The organism is Pedobacter sp. UYP24, assembly GCF_054057295.1.
Genome location: NZ_JBSRZD010000007.1, coordinates 45252 through 61740, shown reverse-complemented (window position 1 = coordinate 61740; position 16489 = coordinate 45252). Strand labels below are relative to the sequence as shown.

Genomic DNA, 16489 nt, shown 5'->3' with positions numbered 1-16489 from the left:
CCATGAGAATCATAAGTGGTAATTATATAAAGGATTATAAAGAAGTTCCATTTAAATGCGAGGTACCTGGTAGTTGGACTGAACTAGATCCAAAACAATTCTCCAGGATAATCCAAGTGCTGCACTACTCAAAAGCAGATGAGCACACGATTTCAGTTTCTTTGCTGGGGCTTCTATTCGGGCGTTTTAATTTTCATATTTTGGAGAATCTCCCTGATGAAGACCTTTATAATCTTGTTCCGCTTACTAATTTTATCAGGGATGAAAAACCTAGTGTTTCTAATCCATTTCCTAATCTAAAGATTCATAAAAGGTGGTGCGCAGCGCCTGCTGATGATTTAAGTAATTTGTCATTTGGCGAATGGTGTTTTGCATTTCAATTCTTTACTTATTACAAGCTTACTAATGATGATTCCTGGATAGTAAAACTATTAGCCTGCCTTTACAGACCAGCTGATCCGAATCAAAAACTTGATAGTCCGGAATATTCAGGGGATGTACGTGAGCAGTTTAATGAAAACCTTATTGAAAGCAGAGCCATACGGATAGCATCTATACCTGAGCACATGAGATTGGGAATCCTTGCCTGGTTTACTTTGGCCGTACAAAATATTATGGAACAGCGACCGCTTGTCTTCCCTGTCAATGAAATAGATCCGGAAGAAAGTGCAGCTGATGCTGAGGAAATGCCAGAAATGGATTCCCGTACCTGGCTAACTGTATTCAGAGAATTGCTAGGCCCAAAATGGGGCACGACAAACCAACTGAAACATACCAATGCAATGTTTATCCTTGATGCGTTGGAGGAACAACAGATTGCCTACAAAGAAGCCCTGGCCGCACAGAAGTCTTAAAAATTACTGTCGTTTATTAGCCTGCTACCATTTGCGACATTCGTTGCATGAAGTTAGCCGCACTCATAGCCCGTTTCAGGTTTTATGCCGAGATGCATAAAGCCATAAGGCATGATCCTAATAGTATAAAAAAATCATTTCTTCATATTGAAGTTCAGGATTTGGTTAAAGCTGCGCAAAGCGGGTTAAAACTACCGGCACTTTTAATACAGACTCCTGAGGTAGAAAAAACAGGATCCTACGATGATGTTTCTGAAGATTGGGGATTTACTTTTATCATTTATCAAAAGCTTGGCAAACGGGATAAGTCTGAACTGATTGATGAGTGTAAAGATATTTGTGATGACATCATAAACATGGTTGCCCTCGATGTTCAGGCAGAAATTTTACCCAGTCTTGTTCCTGGAACAAATGAAGGTTTGTTCGGTCCTGTAGTAGATGATCTCTATGGATGGGGCGTGAGCTTATCGGTGGCAGAAAGCTATGACGGCGAAGTGAATCCGGCTAAATGGTTACACATGACTCCTGATCAGCCATGAGCATAGTTTTGAGTTCAGCGCCACCGCCACTTTCTTTTAGTGGTGATAGAATTGCTGCAGTATTTACCTGTACAGATATTTTTGCTACGGTTGGGGTTAAGGCAATAAATAAGATCACACTTCCAAACCCTGTTAATCCAGGTTACAGTGTTGTTTTAAAATATGGCGGAAAAACGGTAACCATGGTTGCTGCCTCACCCATTGATGACAGCGGGAATCAGTTCTCAGCAACCGATTTTCTTTACTTACCGCCTGCCGTACAGGTGAAGAACTTCCAAGCCAATTATCAGCTTAGCCAGGACTTCATAATTACCATGGCCGGTGATGAGATTACCTTTACGGCGAAGCTTACCGGTACGGCTTTTAACATCGCCACATACAACATTACTCCTGGTGTAATTGAAACGCTAAAGCCTAATTACCGTGTTATGGTTCGCTTATTCTGCGAGAATGCCGAAAATACGGGTTTTGATATGATTTCTGGAAGCCAGGTAAATGTTCAGATTGCTGATTCAAACACCGCTGAAGGTATATTTGGCGACAAGCTTCATACTTATATTGGCGATGAGATACGGAAGAACTTACCCGATATCCCTACAGGATCCTTGCTCTGTAAAAAAAGCTGCAGGCGCTATTATTTCGAGTATGCGGAAAGTTATGGTGATCAGGTCCGCAAAGTATACAAATCTGATGTTAACACTGTGCTGCATGGCATTTTTTCTGCATTAGGACAAGCCACAAAGACAATTTCGTTAGAATTATATCCTACTAGTGGTATAGCTAAGTTTTTAAAGCAGGGAAGCCGGAGTATCGATACCCGCGCTGATCAGCCTCAATACTTATATTTCTATAATACCCAGACTGATCAAAATGCTTCCTTAATGGTAAAGTATTATTTTACTGATGGTACCGTGGCCACCAAGGTGCTGTATGCAGCTGTACTTTCTGAACATCGAAAATACGCGTTTAACGTACAGTTGACTCAGGTATTTATTCCTAGCGAGTACCCTACCAAATTAGTAAAGAAATATGAGCTTTGGCTCAATGACGAGGCACTTACCGCAATATCCGAAAGTATATTTTATGTAGTAGACACTGCTTATAGGCAGTTTTATAAATATTTCTTGAACTGGAGCAGCTGGGGATCTATGGACACCCGGATGTTTTACGGCAAAGGTAGTCATGAGCTTAACCTGGTGCAATCCAAAGCGGATAAAGGCTATTATAAACCTTCTGATATCAGCAAAGGATCTTCGCTAATTTTTAACATCAGCGCTACTACTAATTTTACTGTGGCTACCGGCTTTATTAAAGATCATAATGCCCTATTGTTTAACCGTGACTTTTTCCTTTCAGTTCTGAAATACCGGCTTTATAGTAATATGCTTTTACCTATTGAGGTCACCAGTAAAACCATTCCGGAGATTCCGGACGGGGAAAACTTGTTCGCTCAAAAATTTGAATACAGTTATTTATTTGATGATCATGCATATACTGAAGGAGACATTGTGCCGGTAATGGTGCCTGATCCGGCTCCGACAGGACTAATATATTTCGGACCAGATGGAGGAGCTCCAGTAACAGAAACCGATATTATAGCATTGGGAAATACGCTGCCACCAGAAACATACAGCTGGCCAATGCTAACCGGCTTAAATCGTATTTTCTGTATTGCGCTTCCTCCAGGTAAAATTTTATCAGTTGTAGTAGATGAAACTACAGAAGAGGACATCACACTACTTTTCACTTTAACTCATATTGTTGTTGATGGATTAGCATATAACATCTATACCATGCAGAACGCAATTGCTTTTCCAAACTCACATACTTTTTCAATCTCCATAATCAATGGCTAGTACTGCAAACTCAAAGAATTTTAAAATGGTTAACCCCGGACCATTGGATGCTTGGATGGGTCCATATGAATCAGTTGATGCCGCGAATACAGCAATTCCCAATGTTGTGATAGATGTTGACGGTACCCCGAAGAATTTTAGAGAAGGAAAATTCGCGATTGTGTTGATTGGAGCTGTCAGGATTCTACACTGGTGGGATCAAGATTATACAAATTCAGGATTGAAGCCAATCATTAACGGTATTACTGCGCCAACAATAGTGTTTTCTACTTATGCAAATATGAGGGCTTATAATGTGGTAAGCCCAATAATCGCTTTGGTGGTAGTTGATGAGAAAAGAAAAAGAGAAAATTCACAGTACACTCTTTGGTCAAATACCAATAGAAGGTGGATTGCAACAGTTGAAGACGATAATACATATATTTTATAATAATGGGAAATAAAGCAGATTTTAGTATTAATGTAAAAAAACAAAAAACGTACGTTGATCTTGTCACTCGTTTGACAATGGAGGGGATGCAGTTGGATGGCTATAATGTCTCTAACCCGGCTCAATATGATGCTAGCAATAATCCTGGTGGCTACAAATATAACGGAATTCAAACACCAGAAACAGATGGATTCACAGTTATAGCACCGACAACTTTTGACACGGTGTTATCATATAAGCCAATCCCCACCAGAATTGGATTAGTAACTGAGATTCATGCTTGGAGTTCTGGGGCTAGTAGATTTCGATTGTCTAGTCCTGGATTAATGGAAAGCATACTTCCTGCAAATTATTTGTTTCACTCCAGACCAGCTACCATAATAAGACGAGGAGATACTTTTTATATTGGTCTTCGGGGATTAATTACAACAAATACAAAAAGGCTAACAAATATTGCTGTTCAACTTATAAGAGCTAGCTGCGATATGAATTATTCAGCAGAAAATTCTATGTACCTGATTGCTGATAGTTTAATGGAGGGTAGATATGCAACAATTCCAGATATTGACGCAGCAACTTATACAGCATCCGATATTTATACATTTATGATGAGGAACTGGTATAATGCAAATGGTAATGATTGTCGTATTATTGATAAATCAATTGGAGGTAAAAGCTCTATCGATTACGAGAATTACAGACAACAAGGGAGGTTAGATCTAATTGATCCGCCATCAATTATTTTTTATGCTCTTGGCACCAATGATACAAATGCCGCCACCTATAAATCTAATGTTAAAATATTTCTTAAATGGGCATTGACAAAATGGCCTAATGCTAAAATAGTTGTTTTAGGACCATTGCCAGCACAAGGAAATTTTAGCGGTGGGGGTACGATGGAAACTTTCCTTAATTCAATTAGAACTAATGGTGCAGCCGCTGTTAGCGAAATCAACACAGAACTAGCCACGTCAAGCCGCTGTATTTTTATAAATCTCGGATTAGCATTTAGTGTAGCAGATAATGCTCAATACTCGACGACGGAGGCTGATGGAAGTCATGTACATATAGGATTAGTTGGTAATATTTCAACCTTCAATTATATTAAAACGCAAATTAACACCTTTTACCCTTCATTTGCAACGCTGTAAAATGAGAGAAAAACTTTACCCGAGCTCTATTTTTTTAAAACTTATAATTAGGCATTCTATCTAAAAATAATGATTCAAATTATAAACCAATTTAACCAGGTACTGGATCTTGATCCAGCTACTTCCATTCCTGCAGAACGCAAATTGCCATTACTTAGCGATAGTGATAGTTTTCTGCAAGATGTGACTTATCCTGGTAAAGCCGGACTGACTGAAAATAACATCCTTTTCATTCAGTCCGGGCATTTGGTGGAAGCTAAGCTGAGCGTATATGAATTGCCGGTCCGGGTGGTAATATCCGGTGAACCTTTTTACGCCGGGTTATTTTCTTATAAGATCGTATCAGGAAATATAGAATTTCTTTTAAAAGTGAACTTCGGTGCAGTGGCCACTAAGTTAAAGACTACGCTGATCAGGGAGATACTCACAGAAGATCACGACTTTACTTCAAGTTCAGATACACTGATGGAAGCCTTAATGAAGGATACCTGTTTACATCCTGAAAACTATCCTTATGCTTTCTTTCCAGTTTACAATAATGGATGGAATGATCAAGACCTTACTCAAGCTTATCCATGGATGAACTATTGGGACCATGCTGCACAAAAGTTCTTTGTAAAAGTTACAGGTACCGGTGGCCGCATTGGAGATACAATACAGGTACCTTTCTTTAAATTATCTTTCCTACTTACTGAACTATTCAAATATTTAGAGTTTACACTGGAGGGCGAAGTACTTCAGGATGTTACATTCAATTCCCTGTACCTATATACCCGTAGAGGTTTGAAACGTTACGATGTTAACCCTTGCTTCAGTTATTTCCCTGATAAGCTCACTATTGAAACTTTTGTTAAAGCCATCGGTGCCAGGCTAAATGTAAATTTCAGGTTCGATCTTTTAAATAGAAAAGTAATTGCTGAAAGCCTGGTACAGGAACTAGCAAAAACTGCGTACATAGACTTAACAGATTATCTGGAAAAAATCACGGAGCTCGGGCCTAATGAAAAAAAGGGTTACACAGTTACTTTAAAGACTGATGAGTCTGACAATGCTTTAAATTTAGCCAGTCCAGATGCAACGGAATCGGTATTCCTTCCTGCCTATTCCCTGGTTGTTGGTGGTGGTGAAAACATAGTTGAATTGGAAGTATCAACACTTAAATTAAAGGACCATACCGATTATGTAACTCCGGAAGCCGACCAGGTGATTCAGATTAATCAACCTGAGTTAATGGAGTGGCCAATAAGACTAATGACTTTTAACGGTATGAAATCCGTTACTGGAGGTATTTTTCCTGAAGCCAAGCCTTTTGAACTTTCTGCCGATGATGCAGCGTTTTACAGATTTGTAAGTGATAGTAAGAAAGTGATCATGCAGGCGAACATTCCGCCGGGTGTGCTCGCAAAAATGAGAACATGCGGAAAAATAGGTTTCAAATCTCAACAAGGCACATTTGTATACGCAATTCCAGCTAAGCAATCTTTTGCATTTAGCAATAGTAGTCCAGATTATATGGCGGTAAATATTGAAGCTCAGGTGATCCTTTCCAACATCAATACGCCGTACTCTATTTTGCCAGTTGATAAGCCTGAAGATACGACAGGTGGGAAAAGTATCATGTCTTTCAAGTTCGCTGCTGCCAATGGTTCTTTTGCACCCGATGAGGTAGCGCTGATCCGCGTTGCCAATGTTGGATCAGCTGCCATATTTGAAAGTTACCCTAGTAAAGCTCCAGCTGATCTATACGGTATCGGTGGCCAGTTAGGGAAATCTTTCGCCTCCAGCGGAAGCAGGATCGATATCCGTAATTCTGGTATTAGGATTTATGGCCAAAAGCCTCAATACATGTTGGCCGGTGGATCTAGGATCACATGGTCTACAATTGGAGGTGGAGCATATCACTACCCAGATACAAGTATTTGGTCTGATGATGGCAGGCCGCTGCTGATAGTTTTCTAGAATCTTACCGTCGTTTATCACCCCATTTTTTAGCTAGTCATTTGTAGAAATTAACCTTTCTCAAATGACGCTCGTAGATAAATATAATCAGGATGTCAGCAAATGGACCAGGGAAACCAAGCGCCAGCTGAAACTTGAAGTTATAAAACTTACCACGCAATATTCCGGACATAGTCGCTCAGACTTAGACGCTAAAGTGCGCAGATATGCAGGAGAAGCCAGTAAGATCAATTTCGCATTTCCATTTTACATGGCCTTTGTCCATAAAGGAGCAGGGAAAGGTTACGGTGGATCAAAGACCGGTCTTTTCACCAGGGCAAATGGATCCAAAGGAACAACTAATGCCAGTAGTATGGGTAAAATGGGCACAGGCGCAAGACGACCAAAGCCTTGGTTTAATCCGGTAGTCGAAGAACGATTCCCTCGGCTGGAGGAATTGGTTGCAGTTTATCATGGTGGGAAAGTAGCACTTAACATTCAACGAATTTTAGTGAACTAATGGCCAGTACTCCCAGATCAATTCGGGCGAGTCTGTACATCGACGGACAACCGGCAGAAAATTCTATAAAAAATGTTTCCCAGGTAGCCAGAGCCCTTCGCCGGGATTTGGAAGGGATGGTGATTGGAAGCACTCAATACAACAACACTTTAGCACAGCTTCGGGTTCATGAGCAAACTTTGCAACGTCACCGTGATGGTGTAAGAGGTGTGGCCGGAGCATTCGGCTGGCTGAGAACTGAAGTTGGCAAAATGGGTGCCCTTGCGGTTGGCTTCTTAGGCTTGCAATTTATTACCGAGCAGTTCCAAAATATCATTGTAAACAATGCAAAGCTTTCAGACAGCCTGGCTGATGTAAGGAAAACTACTGGTTTAAGTGAAGAAGGAGTAAGGCGCCTGCATACTGAACTGGGTAAACTAGAAACCCGGACTTCCAGAAAAGAACTTTTAGACCTTGCTCAGGTAGCGGGTAAGCTTGGAGTAAGTGGTGAACGTGATGTGCTCGGATTTGTTCGCGCTGCAGATAAAATTAAGGTTGCACTTGGTGGAGATCTAGGAGATGCCGAAGCAGCTGTAAATAGCTTGGGTAAATTAACCGAACTTTTCAAAATAAAGGAGGAGTTTGGACTTGAAGGCGCACTGATCAAGACGGGTTCCGCAATTAATGCTTTAGGCGCAGCGGGTACCGCAAGTGAAGCTTACCTGGTAGAATTTACAAAACGAATGGGCGGTATCGCGCCTCAGGCAAATTTCTCTATTCAGAGTATTCTTGGTTTAGCAGCAACAATGGACGAACTCGGCCAACCAGTTGAGGCATCAACAACAGCCATTGGCCAATTCGTTATAGGTATGGGTAAGGATATTCCGGGCTTTGCAAAAATTGCCGGAATGAGTGTAAAGCAATTCTCAACGGTATTAAAAACTGATGGAAACCAGGCTTTACTTGAGGTGCTCAAGAACTTGCAAAGTACCGGAATGGGTGTTGCAGGTTTGGCCGAGAAAATGGGAATGATCGGCGAAGAAGGTGCCAGGGCAACTTCAGCGCTTGGTGCGCTCTCAAATAATCTTGATTTACTTGTAAGCCGTCAAAAATTATCTAATGAGCAGTTTGAATTAGGAACAAGCTTACAACAAGAGTTTGATATTAAAATGTCCACGTTCGGTGCAACGCTGGATAATATGTCTAAGAAATTCAATGCTTTAAGCACAAATAGTGTGCTTACTGATTTTCTGAAAAATATGGTTTTTGGCTTTAGCCAATTTCTTGACTGGGGGCAAAGGAATGCAGTGATGATTGTGAATTTCACTAAATTTTTGATTGTGGCCGGAGTAGCATGGATTGGTTATCGATCAGCTATTCTTTTAACAAATACAGCTTTAGAAATCAATGCAGCGAGAACTGCTTTAACAAGGACCGTATCGCTTGCATTCGCGTATGCTCAAGCTTTGCTTACAGGGAACACACTCAGGGCGACAGCAGCACTTAGAGCACTAAATGTAACAGCTGCTGCTAATCCGTTCGGTGCAGTACTCGCAGTAGTTCTGGCACTGGTAACAGCCTTCGCTCTTTATAGCAAAACTACCACAGCTGCTCAAAAAGCACAACAGGCTTTCAACTCTATTGATGCTGATGCCAAAAAAAACCAACTTTCTGAGATAGATAGAATCCTTCAATTGAAAAAGGTTTTGGATAATGAAAGCATCGCAAGAGACAAGAAGTTATTGGCTATAAAGAGGCTCAAAGAAATAATGCCTGATGCACTAAAACAATTATCTGATGAGGAAATGCTAACCAATAAAGGCTCAATTGCCATTGGAAAGTATATTCAGCAATTAGAAAAAAAATCTATTGCTGAGGCTGCACAGGCTGAAATTCAAAAACTGCGCCAACGGAATATCGAAATCGACAGCGGCGCTGTTAACGACACTACTATATGGCAGGATACGAAAGCATTTCTTCGGGCTGGTACAATCGACAAATACAAGGAAAATCAAAAGGGTTATGGTAAAGCTAATGCTGGAGAAGAAAGAGCAGGCAATGTTTTACAAATAAAGTCTATCCAAGACAAATATAAAAATGAATTAAACGACGTCGATACCATTTTAAAAATAGGCGACGTAACTACAGGTACCGGAAGCACTGGAGGCCTTAGTTCTGACAAAAAAGATAAAGCAAAACAGGAAAAACAAAAGGCGCTTATTGAATTCGAGAAACTTGATGACAAGTACAAGAAGCTAAATCTTCAAAGACTAGATGATCAGTTAAGCGCTAATGAGAAAGAAGTAGCTCAGGAAGCGAACAAATACAATTCGCTAATTAAGCAGGAACAGGAGTTTTTAAAGTTCAAAGGAATTACTGCAGAACAGAAAAAAATTACTGAAGCTGCTATAAAGACCCTTGAAACTGATCGGGATACTTCTACTACAAATTTGAGAGTTCGTCAGGAAACTGAAATGCTTCAGAAAATTTCTGAACTCAGGACAAATCTTGCGGATATACATGAATCAGAATTGGTTAAACAACAAAACCAGATCAATAAATTCTACGACCAGCAAGAAAAGCAGAATGAGGGAAATGAAAAAGCACTTGCAATCCTGCGTCGGGATCGAATTAGGGAGCTGAACGACTCTGAACTAAGAGAAAAACAACGATTAGAAAAGGAAAAGCTTGATATAGAATCTAAGTACGAAACGCTCTCAGGGAATAAAAAAGAGAATAAGCTTGCTTTGATAAATAAAAAGTACGATGACGAAATTATCGCGCTTAAGGAAAAATTTAGCAAAGAATTACAGGCTACTCAAGAATTTCAAGATGCCGTAAAATTAATTGGTAATAATAGGGCCGCTGAAACTAAGTTCCAGGAGTTATCAGATCTTCAACAGAAACGCGATTTTCAAATTCAACTTGCACAACAGGCGGCAGATGCGACTTTCAATATTATATCAAATAATCAGAAGGCTCAGCTGGAGCATCGGATTACTGGTATTGAAAAAGAACGAGACGCGGAACTTTCACAGAAAAATCTAACAGAAAAACAAAAGACTTTAATTAATGATCGGTACAATCAGAAGGTTAAAGAGGAAAAATTAAAAGGATGGAAAGCTGAGCAATCGGCGGCAGTAGCTCAGGCCGTTGTTAATGGTGCTCTAGCGGTAACAAAAGTTTTGGCTCAAACCGGTATTCTATCTCCATTTGCTATCCCGGCAATTGTAGCAGGTACCGCATTCCAGATTGGAACCATACTCGCCCAACCCACACCGCAATTTGGTGGTGGAGGCTTTAGCAATGAAGATCCTGCCGGGTTTGTTAATAGCAGTACTGTATTTGCAAATTCGGCCTCAGGCAGACCATTTGAAGCCGGTGAAAAGGGTAGGGAATGGATAGCGCCTAACTGGATGATTAGAAATCCTAGGTATGCAAACATTATAAATACACTGGAGGTGGCCAGAAAAGAAAAGCGATCATTTGCCTCTGGAGGTTTTAATGATACAGCTAAAACTTCAGTATCCGCTCCCGCTACAAATGCTGTGAGTTTTGATAAAGTTGAAAAAATGCTGGAAGAGCTGATCAGGTCTCAACGTATCGCTGACTCTAGACCAGTAGTATTATCTTTTCAGGAGTTAAGAAGATTTGGTGAGGAAGTAGATCGGGTTGAAATTGCTCAAGGCAGGTAGGATCGTCGGAGATTTGCCAGATATAATGATATTGTAGGTCAACATAAAAGCCGCTTATTTTTTAGCGGCTTTTTCTTTTTCGTAATGTTCTAAACCTCTTTCAAGAAGATCCGAATAAATATCTTCAAGCGAAATTTTAATATTTTCATCTTCTAAGTCTAACTGAAGTCGCTTTATAGCTCTATAAATCTCATCTGGTACTTGTTTTAATGTAATTTCTGCCATAATATTTGTTCGCTACAAAAATAGAAATTTTTACAATTCGCCGGTTAGGTATGAGAAACTTTTGCAAGGTCTGTTGTTCCAAACGTTCCTAATGAGTCCATACTAATTTTTTTAGCTTAAAAAGCCCGTAATAGCTAAATTACGGGCTTTTTCTGTTTTTCGGAACGTTAGGAACACTAAATCGAAATTAGCTCGGCTGATGGTGCAACTGGTGATAATGTATAGGAACTGAAAGCATTTTGAAGCTTATCCATTTCCTTCGCCTTAATTTTTTCGGCGATATGAATATATATCATTGTGGAAATTATTGATTTGTGCCCCATCAATTTTGATATGATAATCACCGGTACACCAAGTATAGCCAATGAAGTTCCAAATGTATGCCGGGACACATGAGCAGTTAATTTCTTCTTTACCCCTGCAATTGCAGCGATGGTCTTTAGCCTTTTGTTGTATTTAACAGCACTGCGCGTTTCCAGACTATCTGACTTTAATGTATTAAGAAACTCCTTCGCAACAGGTATCAAAGGAATTTTAAGGGTGTTATCCTTTTTATCTGTAATTCGCTTTTTTGTAGGGTTAAAAACAATAAAATCATCCTGTATCCATGAGATGTTAAACCGCTGAAGGTCGGAAATCCGCATACCAGTAAAGCATCCAAATAGAAAAATGCGCAGCGCATTTCTATTTTCATATTGTGTTTCCGGAGCTTTATACATTTTGTAAAGCAAATCTATCTCCTCACGTTCCAGATACATTGGGTCGTGTTCAGGTGGTGAGTGATGGTGATTGTAAAAATCATCGCTTACAGTTGCCCCATCAATTTTGGCAAGCTTGACGTATCCTTTTAAATCTTTTATTTTGGACCAAGCGCCAGAGTAAGACATGGTTTTAAGTAACCAAACTAAATACTTTGAAAGCCATCTGGTGTCAATGTTCGCGATATCAACGTCATCGTTTACAAAGTTGAGAACAGTCTTAGCGCTGCACCTGTGATTTTTTGCAGTTGTTTCTTTGATTTCAGCATGCCGTTCTCTCTCTTTAATTTTAAAGAACATGTATTCAGCCAGGTATTTGCCTTTTTCTCCAAGTTTAACGCCCCTAACTACGTCCTTTATATTAAAGGCTTGATCTTTCAAAAGTAGCTTTTTGACTACTCTCCAGTATTTTGCACGCTCTAATTCAATAAGTGTGGTATAAGTAAGCTGAACCTGATCATCCTTTGATCTGGGTAAGAGCTCATGCTTTTCGTTATCGAAGCAGTCAACCGGCCAGTAGAGTGGAAGAGGGACTTTCATATTTCCTCCACGTTTAACGTTTATCCTTAAATATATTCTTGCAGTGCCATCAGGGCGAGAGCGCTGCTTGTTTATCAGGCAGTAAATAGTACAGCCAGTATTCATGGCTTTTTCCATAAAAATCAATGTTTTAGGCCGTGATCAATTGTTGACACAATGTTGCACAGCGATCCTTAAAAATATATAAGTGATTTTGGGAAAAAACCGCCTTGGGATACCAAACCAAGGCTGTTTTCTTTTTTAATTTGAGACGTAAAACGCCTTTGTACACCCAATAGGATTCGAACCTATGACCTACGGTTTAGAAAACCGTTGCTCTATCCAGCTGAGCTATGGATGCGTTTCCTGTTATAGAAGTCGCAAATATAGAATTTACGATGTAAAAGCACAAATGTTTAAATGGAAATTTTTTTATCAGGAAACCGGTCTACATAAGAACTGATCATGTGCACGATATAATCATTTGACTGATAGGGTTGTAATGCTGATTTCAATAAGCTGGGTTCTTTAACATCACTATGGTTAGATATGTATCCCATGCCATAAAATATCCCATTTTCCACCAATAAACAGCTTTTTTCCTCTTCATTTCTACCTTTATCGATAACAGCAAATGACGGAAGCATCACTTTTAACTCGCTGATTGCATATTTGACCCTTACGTTATAGGATGCTGCAGATTCTTTCAAAATGCAAGCGCCACTGCAAGTTCCAGCCTCATGACCTGTGCAAGCAGTTCTGTTCTTTTGTACAAAACAAAGTTTTTCACATAGTGAATGCTCCTTTATTAGTATTTTTAATAAGTTATGGCCTTCCAAAAGGCTATCGAAACTGTAAAGTACCTTTGCCTGTTTTTTAAATTTGTCAACCCCCATTCTTAAATATCCATTTTGATCCTCGAAAGAGTACAATGCATATTTCTGCTGAAAATTTTTCAATGCACGGTTATTTTCTGGCCATAGTCTCCTGATTTCAGAAGCTTCCAGTATAAATGCCATTAATTCAGTTCCGCAAATCTCCACATCTATATTATAGATGTCTTTTAAGAAATTTTGACGTTGTTTACTCGTGTTGTTTCCGCTGAAATGGGTACATACCCGCTTATACAAATTTTTGGCCTTTCCAACGTAAATAACTTTTCCTTTTTGATCTTTGAAATAGTATACGCCTGAAGTTGATGGCAGTTTATCAATCTCAGATCGGTTGAGGTTCGGTGGAAGAACATGTTCTTTGGTCAATTTACCTAATGAACTTTTAATGTGGTCCTCTTTATCTGCATTTATCAGAAGTGTTAATAATTGTGCCGTGGCTTCTGCATCGCCACCAGCCCGGTGCCTGTTGTTAATGTTTATTTTTAAATCACTGCACAATTTACCAAGGCTATATGACCTGTGACCAGGAAGTATCTTTCTACTTAAACGAACTGTACAAAGTTTTTTACATTGTAAATCGTAATTACAGACCTGTAACTGATTTCTAATAAATGAAAAATCGAAGTTGACATTATGGGCTACAAAAATTTTATCGTGCAGCAATGCATAAATATTTTCAGCAACTTCACTAAATAAGGGTGCGTTTTCTACCATCTCATTACTGATGCCCGTTAGGGCCTCAATGTGCTGCGGAATAAATTGCTGTGGATTTATAAGGGTCTCAAATTTGTTTACTATAATTTCTCCATCATGAACAAGTATAGAAATTTCTGTTATGCCATTTCCTGATGCAAAGCCTCCGGTGGTTTCAATATCTACAACTGCATATAACATTTTTTATAGCTAAATTAGGTTTGTAAATATGCTAATAAATTTAGTATTACGCTAATTTTCTGAGAAAATACCTTTTTGGCATATTTATGGCTCTTATGCCAACTATCATACGTACAAATCAATTAATAAATGTCGAGACGGATATTAGCGGTAGATGATGACAACGATATAGTTGACATTATAAAGATCATTTTGGAGGACGAAGGTTACGAAGTTTCGACATTAACTAACGGTAGGGATGTGCTTAAAACGATTTCATTATCAAGGCCAGACTTGATATTATTAGATGTAATGTTAGGTGGAATTGATGGTAGGGACATTTGTAGGGCAATAAAGTCTGATAAGTTGCTAAGTGATATTCCAATAGTAATGATATCTGCAAGTCATAACCTACACAATATTTTGAAAGAACAAGGATCTCCAAATGATTTTCTAGCTAAGCCATTTGATATTGATATTCTAATTAAAAAGGTAAATGCCCAATTTGCCGCATAACATGTACTTGTACTAATTACCCGATATCCCTCGATTTGTGTATGGAAATCAGTTCTGTATAATATCTTATTCTACACTTAACTTTAACAAAACATTTTATGTAGATGTTTGTTAAAAGATAACTAACCAAATCTAAAATGTTAAGTGATTGCCTAAACTTCCAGTTTGAAATTCAAGGTAAGCCTGTTAAAGGGTTTTGTATGAGAATTCAGGATGATTTTCATGAAACTTATGCCGTTATTGTGGACGGATACCATTCGTTTTGCGTATGGATTGATGCAACGTCTACATGGAGAAGTTCCAGAAACGTAGCAGTTGAACCAACCGTTTTACAAAGAATTATAAATGAACTTACTTTGAGCAAACAAAGTTCAGTAATGTAGCTATCCAAAAAACAAGTAACACAACGCAATCGCAGTGCATATTCCAACAAAGTCTGCCAGAAGCATTGCGCCAATAGCATATCTAGTGTTTTTGATGTTTACAGAACCGAAGTAAACCGCAATTACATAGAAAGTAGTATCAGAGGATCCTTGAAGTATGCTGGAAAGCCTCCCTGCAAATGAATCTGCACCATGTGCAGTAATCGTATCTACCATCATGCCTCTTGCACCACCACCACTTAATGGCCTGATTAAAGCCGTTGGTATACCATCAATAAATCTGGAGTCAGCGTTAAAAAAAGTGCATACGTATTTCAGTCCGTTTATTATAATGTCAAAGGTTCCGCTAGTACGGAGCATGCTAATGGCGATTAGCATACCTACCAAATAAGGAATAATTCGAATGGCAGTTTCAAATCCACCTTTTGCGCCTGCTATAAATGAATCAAATACATCAATATTTTTGTAAACTCCACCTAATACTATAATTAGAAAAATAAAAAGTAATAGTCCGTTACTAAGAATTCCTGAAAAAGATTGTAGCTCTGCTGTATTCATTTTAACCAGGTAAAGCACCAATGAGGCAATAATAGTAGACAAACCTAGTACCAAGGCTAAAATAGCAGGTTGCAAAATGTTAATCTTCTGCTTAAATGATACGATTAGCATGGCGGCCATGGTGGCCACAAATGTGGCAATCATACATGGTATGAAAATATCAGTTGGATTAACGGCATTTAATGATGCCCTGATGGCGATAATACTTACTGGTATTAATGTTAATCCCGATGCATGTAAGCAAAGGAACATGATTTGGGCGTTGGAAGCTGTGTCTTTATTTGGATTAAGCTCTTGCAGGCTCTCCATAGCTTTTAAACCGAAAGGGGTAGCTGCATTATCCAAACCTAGGAGATTTGCGGAGAAATTCATGACCATATGCCCAGTTGCCGGATGACCTTTTGGAATATCAGGAAAAAGCTTTGAAAAAAATGGTGCGATTATTCTGGAAAGTAACCTAATTCCGCCCGCTTTTTCTGCTATGCTCATAAAACCCATAAACAGTGCCATTATTCCTATTAGTTTAAGGCAAATGTTTACTGCCGTCCAGCAGGTTTCTATAACTCCATCAACTTTTAAAAGGTTGCCTGGGTCGTCAGCCTTACCAATAATCATTAGATTAAATATATCAACCTGACCGAAAAAGAAGCATTTTACACAGCCTACAAGAATTGCAACTATTATAAAGGCAGACCAAATTCTACTTAATGCCATACTTTGTTTTTTTGGTTCAAAATAAGCTTTTAGAACAATAATCCATTGGAGATTGATAAAATAATTTAGCTTCCCAATAACGAGAGAG

14 protein-coding genes and 1 tRNA gene are annotated in these 16489 nt (G+C 39.1%); 10 read left to right on the top strand and 5 right to left on the bottom strand.

The window, feature by feature from the left end:
• The first annotated feature begins 2 nt into the window (after window positions 1–2).
• The 8 genes from ACVWYN_RS13100 (at window position 3) to ACVWYN_RS13065 (ending at window position 10962) form a co-directional block, all read left to right on the top strand.
• Window positions 3–854, top strand: a complete 852-nt coding sequence (locus ACVWYN_RS13100; protein ID WP_457289314.1) for a hypothetical protein — start codon at window positions 3–5, stop codon at window positions 852–854.
• Between the two features lie 47 nt (window positions 855–901).
• Window positions 902–1393, top strand: coding sequence for a hypothetical protein (locus ACVWYN_RS13095; protein WP_457289313.1), 492 nt, complete (start codon window positions 902–904; stop codon window positions 1391–1393).
• On the top strand, window positions 1390–3249 hold the full coding sequence (locus ACVWYN_RS13090; RefSeq protein WP_457289312.1) for a hypothetical protein: 1860 nt from the start codon (window positions 1390–1392) through the stop codon (window positions 3247–3249). The genes ACVWYN_RS13095 and ACVWYN_RS13090 overlap by 4 nt, the downstream gene beginning before the upstream one ends.
• The gene (locus ACVWYN_RS13085) at window positions 3242–3679 is read left to right on the top strand and encodes a hypothetical protein (RefSeq protein ID WP_457289311.1); all 438 of its coding nucleotides are present in this window, start codon (window positions 3242–3244) and stop codon (window positions 3677–3679) included. The genes ACVWYN_RS13090 and ACVWYN_RS13085 overlap by 8 nt, the downstream gene beginning before the upstream one ends.
• A 2-nt stretch (window positions 3680–3681) precedes the next feature.
• Window positions 3682–4830 carry an SGNH/GDSL hydrolase family protein gene (locus ACVWYN_RS13080; RefSeq protein WP_457289310.1) on the top strand — a complete coding sequence of 383 codons (1149 nt, stop codon included), beginning with the start codon at window positions 3682–3684 and terminating at the stop codon, window positions 4828–4830.
• A gap of 69 nt (window positions 4831–4899) precedes the next feature.
• Window positions 4900–6789 (top strand): hypothetical protein, encoded by a 1890-nt coding sequence (locus ACVWYN_RS13075; RefSeq protein ID WP_457289309.1) that lies wholly within the window; start codon window positions 4900–4902, stop codon window positions 6787–6789.
• 64 nt (window positions 6790–6853) lie between these two features.
• Entirely contained in the window at window positions 6854–7288 is a 435-nt protein-coding gene (locus ACVWYN_RS13070) for a hypothetical protein (protein WP_457289308.1), read from the top strand.
• Window positions 7288–10962 carry a phage tail tape measure protein gene (locus ACVWYN_RS13065; protein WP_457289307.1) on the top strand — a complete coding sequence of 1225 codons (3675 nt, stop codon included), beginning with the start codon at window positions 7288–7290 and terminating at the stop codon, window positions 10960–10962. Before ACVWYN_RS13070 ends, ACVWYN_RS13065 begins: the two co-directional genes overlap by 1 nt.
• A gap of 54 nt (window positions 10963–11016) precedes the next feature.
• On the opposite strand, the gene ACVWYN_RS13060 is transcribed toward ACVWYN_RS13065, so the two are convergent.
• The 4 genes from ACVWYN_RS13060 to ACVWYN_RS13045 all read right to left on the bottom strand — a co-directional run bounded on the left by ACVWYN_RS13060 (window position 11017) and on the right by ACVWYN_RS13045 (window position 14251).
• Window positions 11017–11187, bottom strand: coding sequence for a hypothetical protein (locus ACVWYN_RS13060; RefSeq protein ID WP_457289306.1), 171 nt, complete (start codon window positions 11185–11187; stop codon window positions 11017–11019).
• Window positions 11188–11363: 176 nt separating this feature from the next.
• Window positions 11364–12602, bottom strand: coding sequence for a tyrosine-type recombinase/integrase (locus ACVWYN_RS13055; protein ID WP_457289305.1), 1239 nt, complete (start codon window positions 12600–12602; stop codon window positions 11364–11366).
• Between the two features lie 149 nt (window positions 12603–12751).
• Window positions 12752–12825 (bottom strand) — tRNA-Arg (locus tag ACVWYN_RS13050).
• A gap of 55 nt (window positions 12826–12880) precedes the next feature.
• Complete coding sequence (locus ACVWYN_RS13045) at window positions 12881–14251, bottom strand: exonuclease domain-containing protein (protein WP_457289304.1); 1371 nt, start codon at window positions 14249–14251, stop codon at window positions 12881–12883.
• A 129-nt stretch (window positions 14252–14380) separates the two neighbouring features.
• Between ACVWYN_RS13045 and ACVWYN_RS13040 the strand changes: the two genes are divergently transcribed.
• Together ACVWYN_RS13040 and ACVWYN_RS13035 are read left to right on the top strand one after the other, a co-directional pair.
• A complete protein-coding gene (locus tag ACVWYN_RS13040) occupies window positions 14381–14746 on the top strand; it encodes a response regulator (RefSeq protein WP_457289303.1) in 366 nt (121 codons plus the stop codon).
• Between the two features lie 200 nt (window positions 14747–14946).
• Entirely contained in the window at window positions 14947–15129 is a 183-nt protein-coding gene (locus ACVWYN_RS13035; protein WP_457289302.1) for a hypothetical protein, read from the top strand.
• On the opposite strand, the gene ACVWYN_RS13030 is transcribed toward ACVWYN_RS13035, so the two are convergent.
• Entirely contained in the window at window positions 15130–16401 is a 1272-nt protein-coding gene (locus ACVWYN_RS13030; protein ID WP_457289301.1) for a nucleoside recognition domain-containing protein, read from the bottom strand.
• Window positions 16402–16489: the final 88 nt, after the last annotated feature.

Bases quoted from the DNA above. Each gene is read 5' to 3' on its own strand.
- ACVWYN_RS13070 (WP_457289308.1), top strand. From the start codon at position 6,854: ATGACGCTCGTAGATAAATATAATCAGGATGTCAGCAAATGGACCAGG.
- ACVWYN_RS13090 (WP_457289312.1), top strand. From the start codon at position 1,390: ATGAGCATAGTTTTGAGTTCAGCGCCACCGCCACTTTCTTTTAGTGGT.
- ACVWYN_RS13095 (WP_457289313.1), top strand. From the start codon at position 902: ATGAAGTTAGCCGCACTCATAGCCCGTTTCAGGTTTTATGCCGAGATG.
- ACVWYN_RS13100 (WP_457289314.1), top strand. From the start codon at position 3: ATGAGAATCATAAGTGGTAATTATATAAAGGATTATAAAGAAGTTCCA.
- ACVWYN_RS13075 (WP_457289309.1), top strand. From the start codon at position 4,900: ATGATTCAAATTATAAACCAATTTAACCAGGTACTGGATCTTGATCCA.
- ACVWYN_RS13040 (WP_457289303.1), top strand. From the start codon at position 14,381: ATGTCGAGACGGATATTAGCGGTAGATGATGACAACGATATAGTTGAC.
- ACVWYN_RS13085 (WP_457289311.1), top strand. From the start codon at position 3,242: ATGGCTAGTACTGCAAACTCAAAGAATTTTAAAATGGTTAACCCCGGA.
- ACVWYN_RS13035 (WP_457289302.1), top strand. From the start codon at position 14,947: ATGAGAATTCAGGATGATTTTCATGAAACTTATGCCGTTATTGTGGAC.
- ACVWYN_RS13045 (WP_457289304.1), bottom strand. From the start codon at position 14,251: ATGTTATATGCAGTTGTAGATATTGAAACCACCGGAGGCTTTGCATCA.
- ACVWYN_RS13055 (WP_457289305.1), bottom strand. From the start codon at position 12,602: ATGGAAAAAGCCATGAATACTGGCTGTACTATTTACTGCCTGATAAAC.
- ACVWYN_RS13030 (WP_457289301.1), bottom strand. From the start codon at position 16,401: ATGGCATTAAGTAGAATTTGGTCTGCCTTTATAATAGTTGCAATTCTT.
- ACVWYN_RS13080 (WP_457289310.1), top strand. From the start codon at position 3,682: ATGGGAAATAAAGCAGATTTTAGTATTAATGTAAAAAAACAAAAAACG.
- ACVWYN_RS13065 (WP_457289307.1), top strand. From the start codon at position 7,288: ATGGCCAGTACTCCCAGATCAATTCGGGCGAGTCTGTACATCGACGGA.
- ACVWYN_RS13060 (WP_457289306.1), bottom strand. From the start codon at position 11,187: ATGGCAGAAATTACATTAAAACAAGTACCAGATGAGATTTATAGAGCT.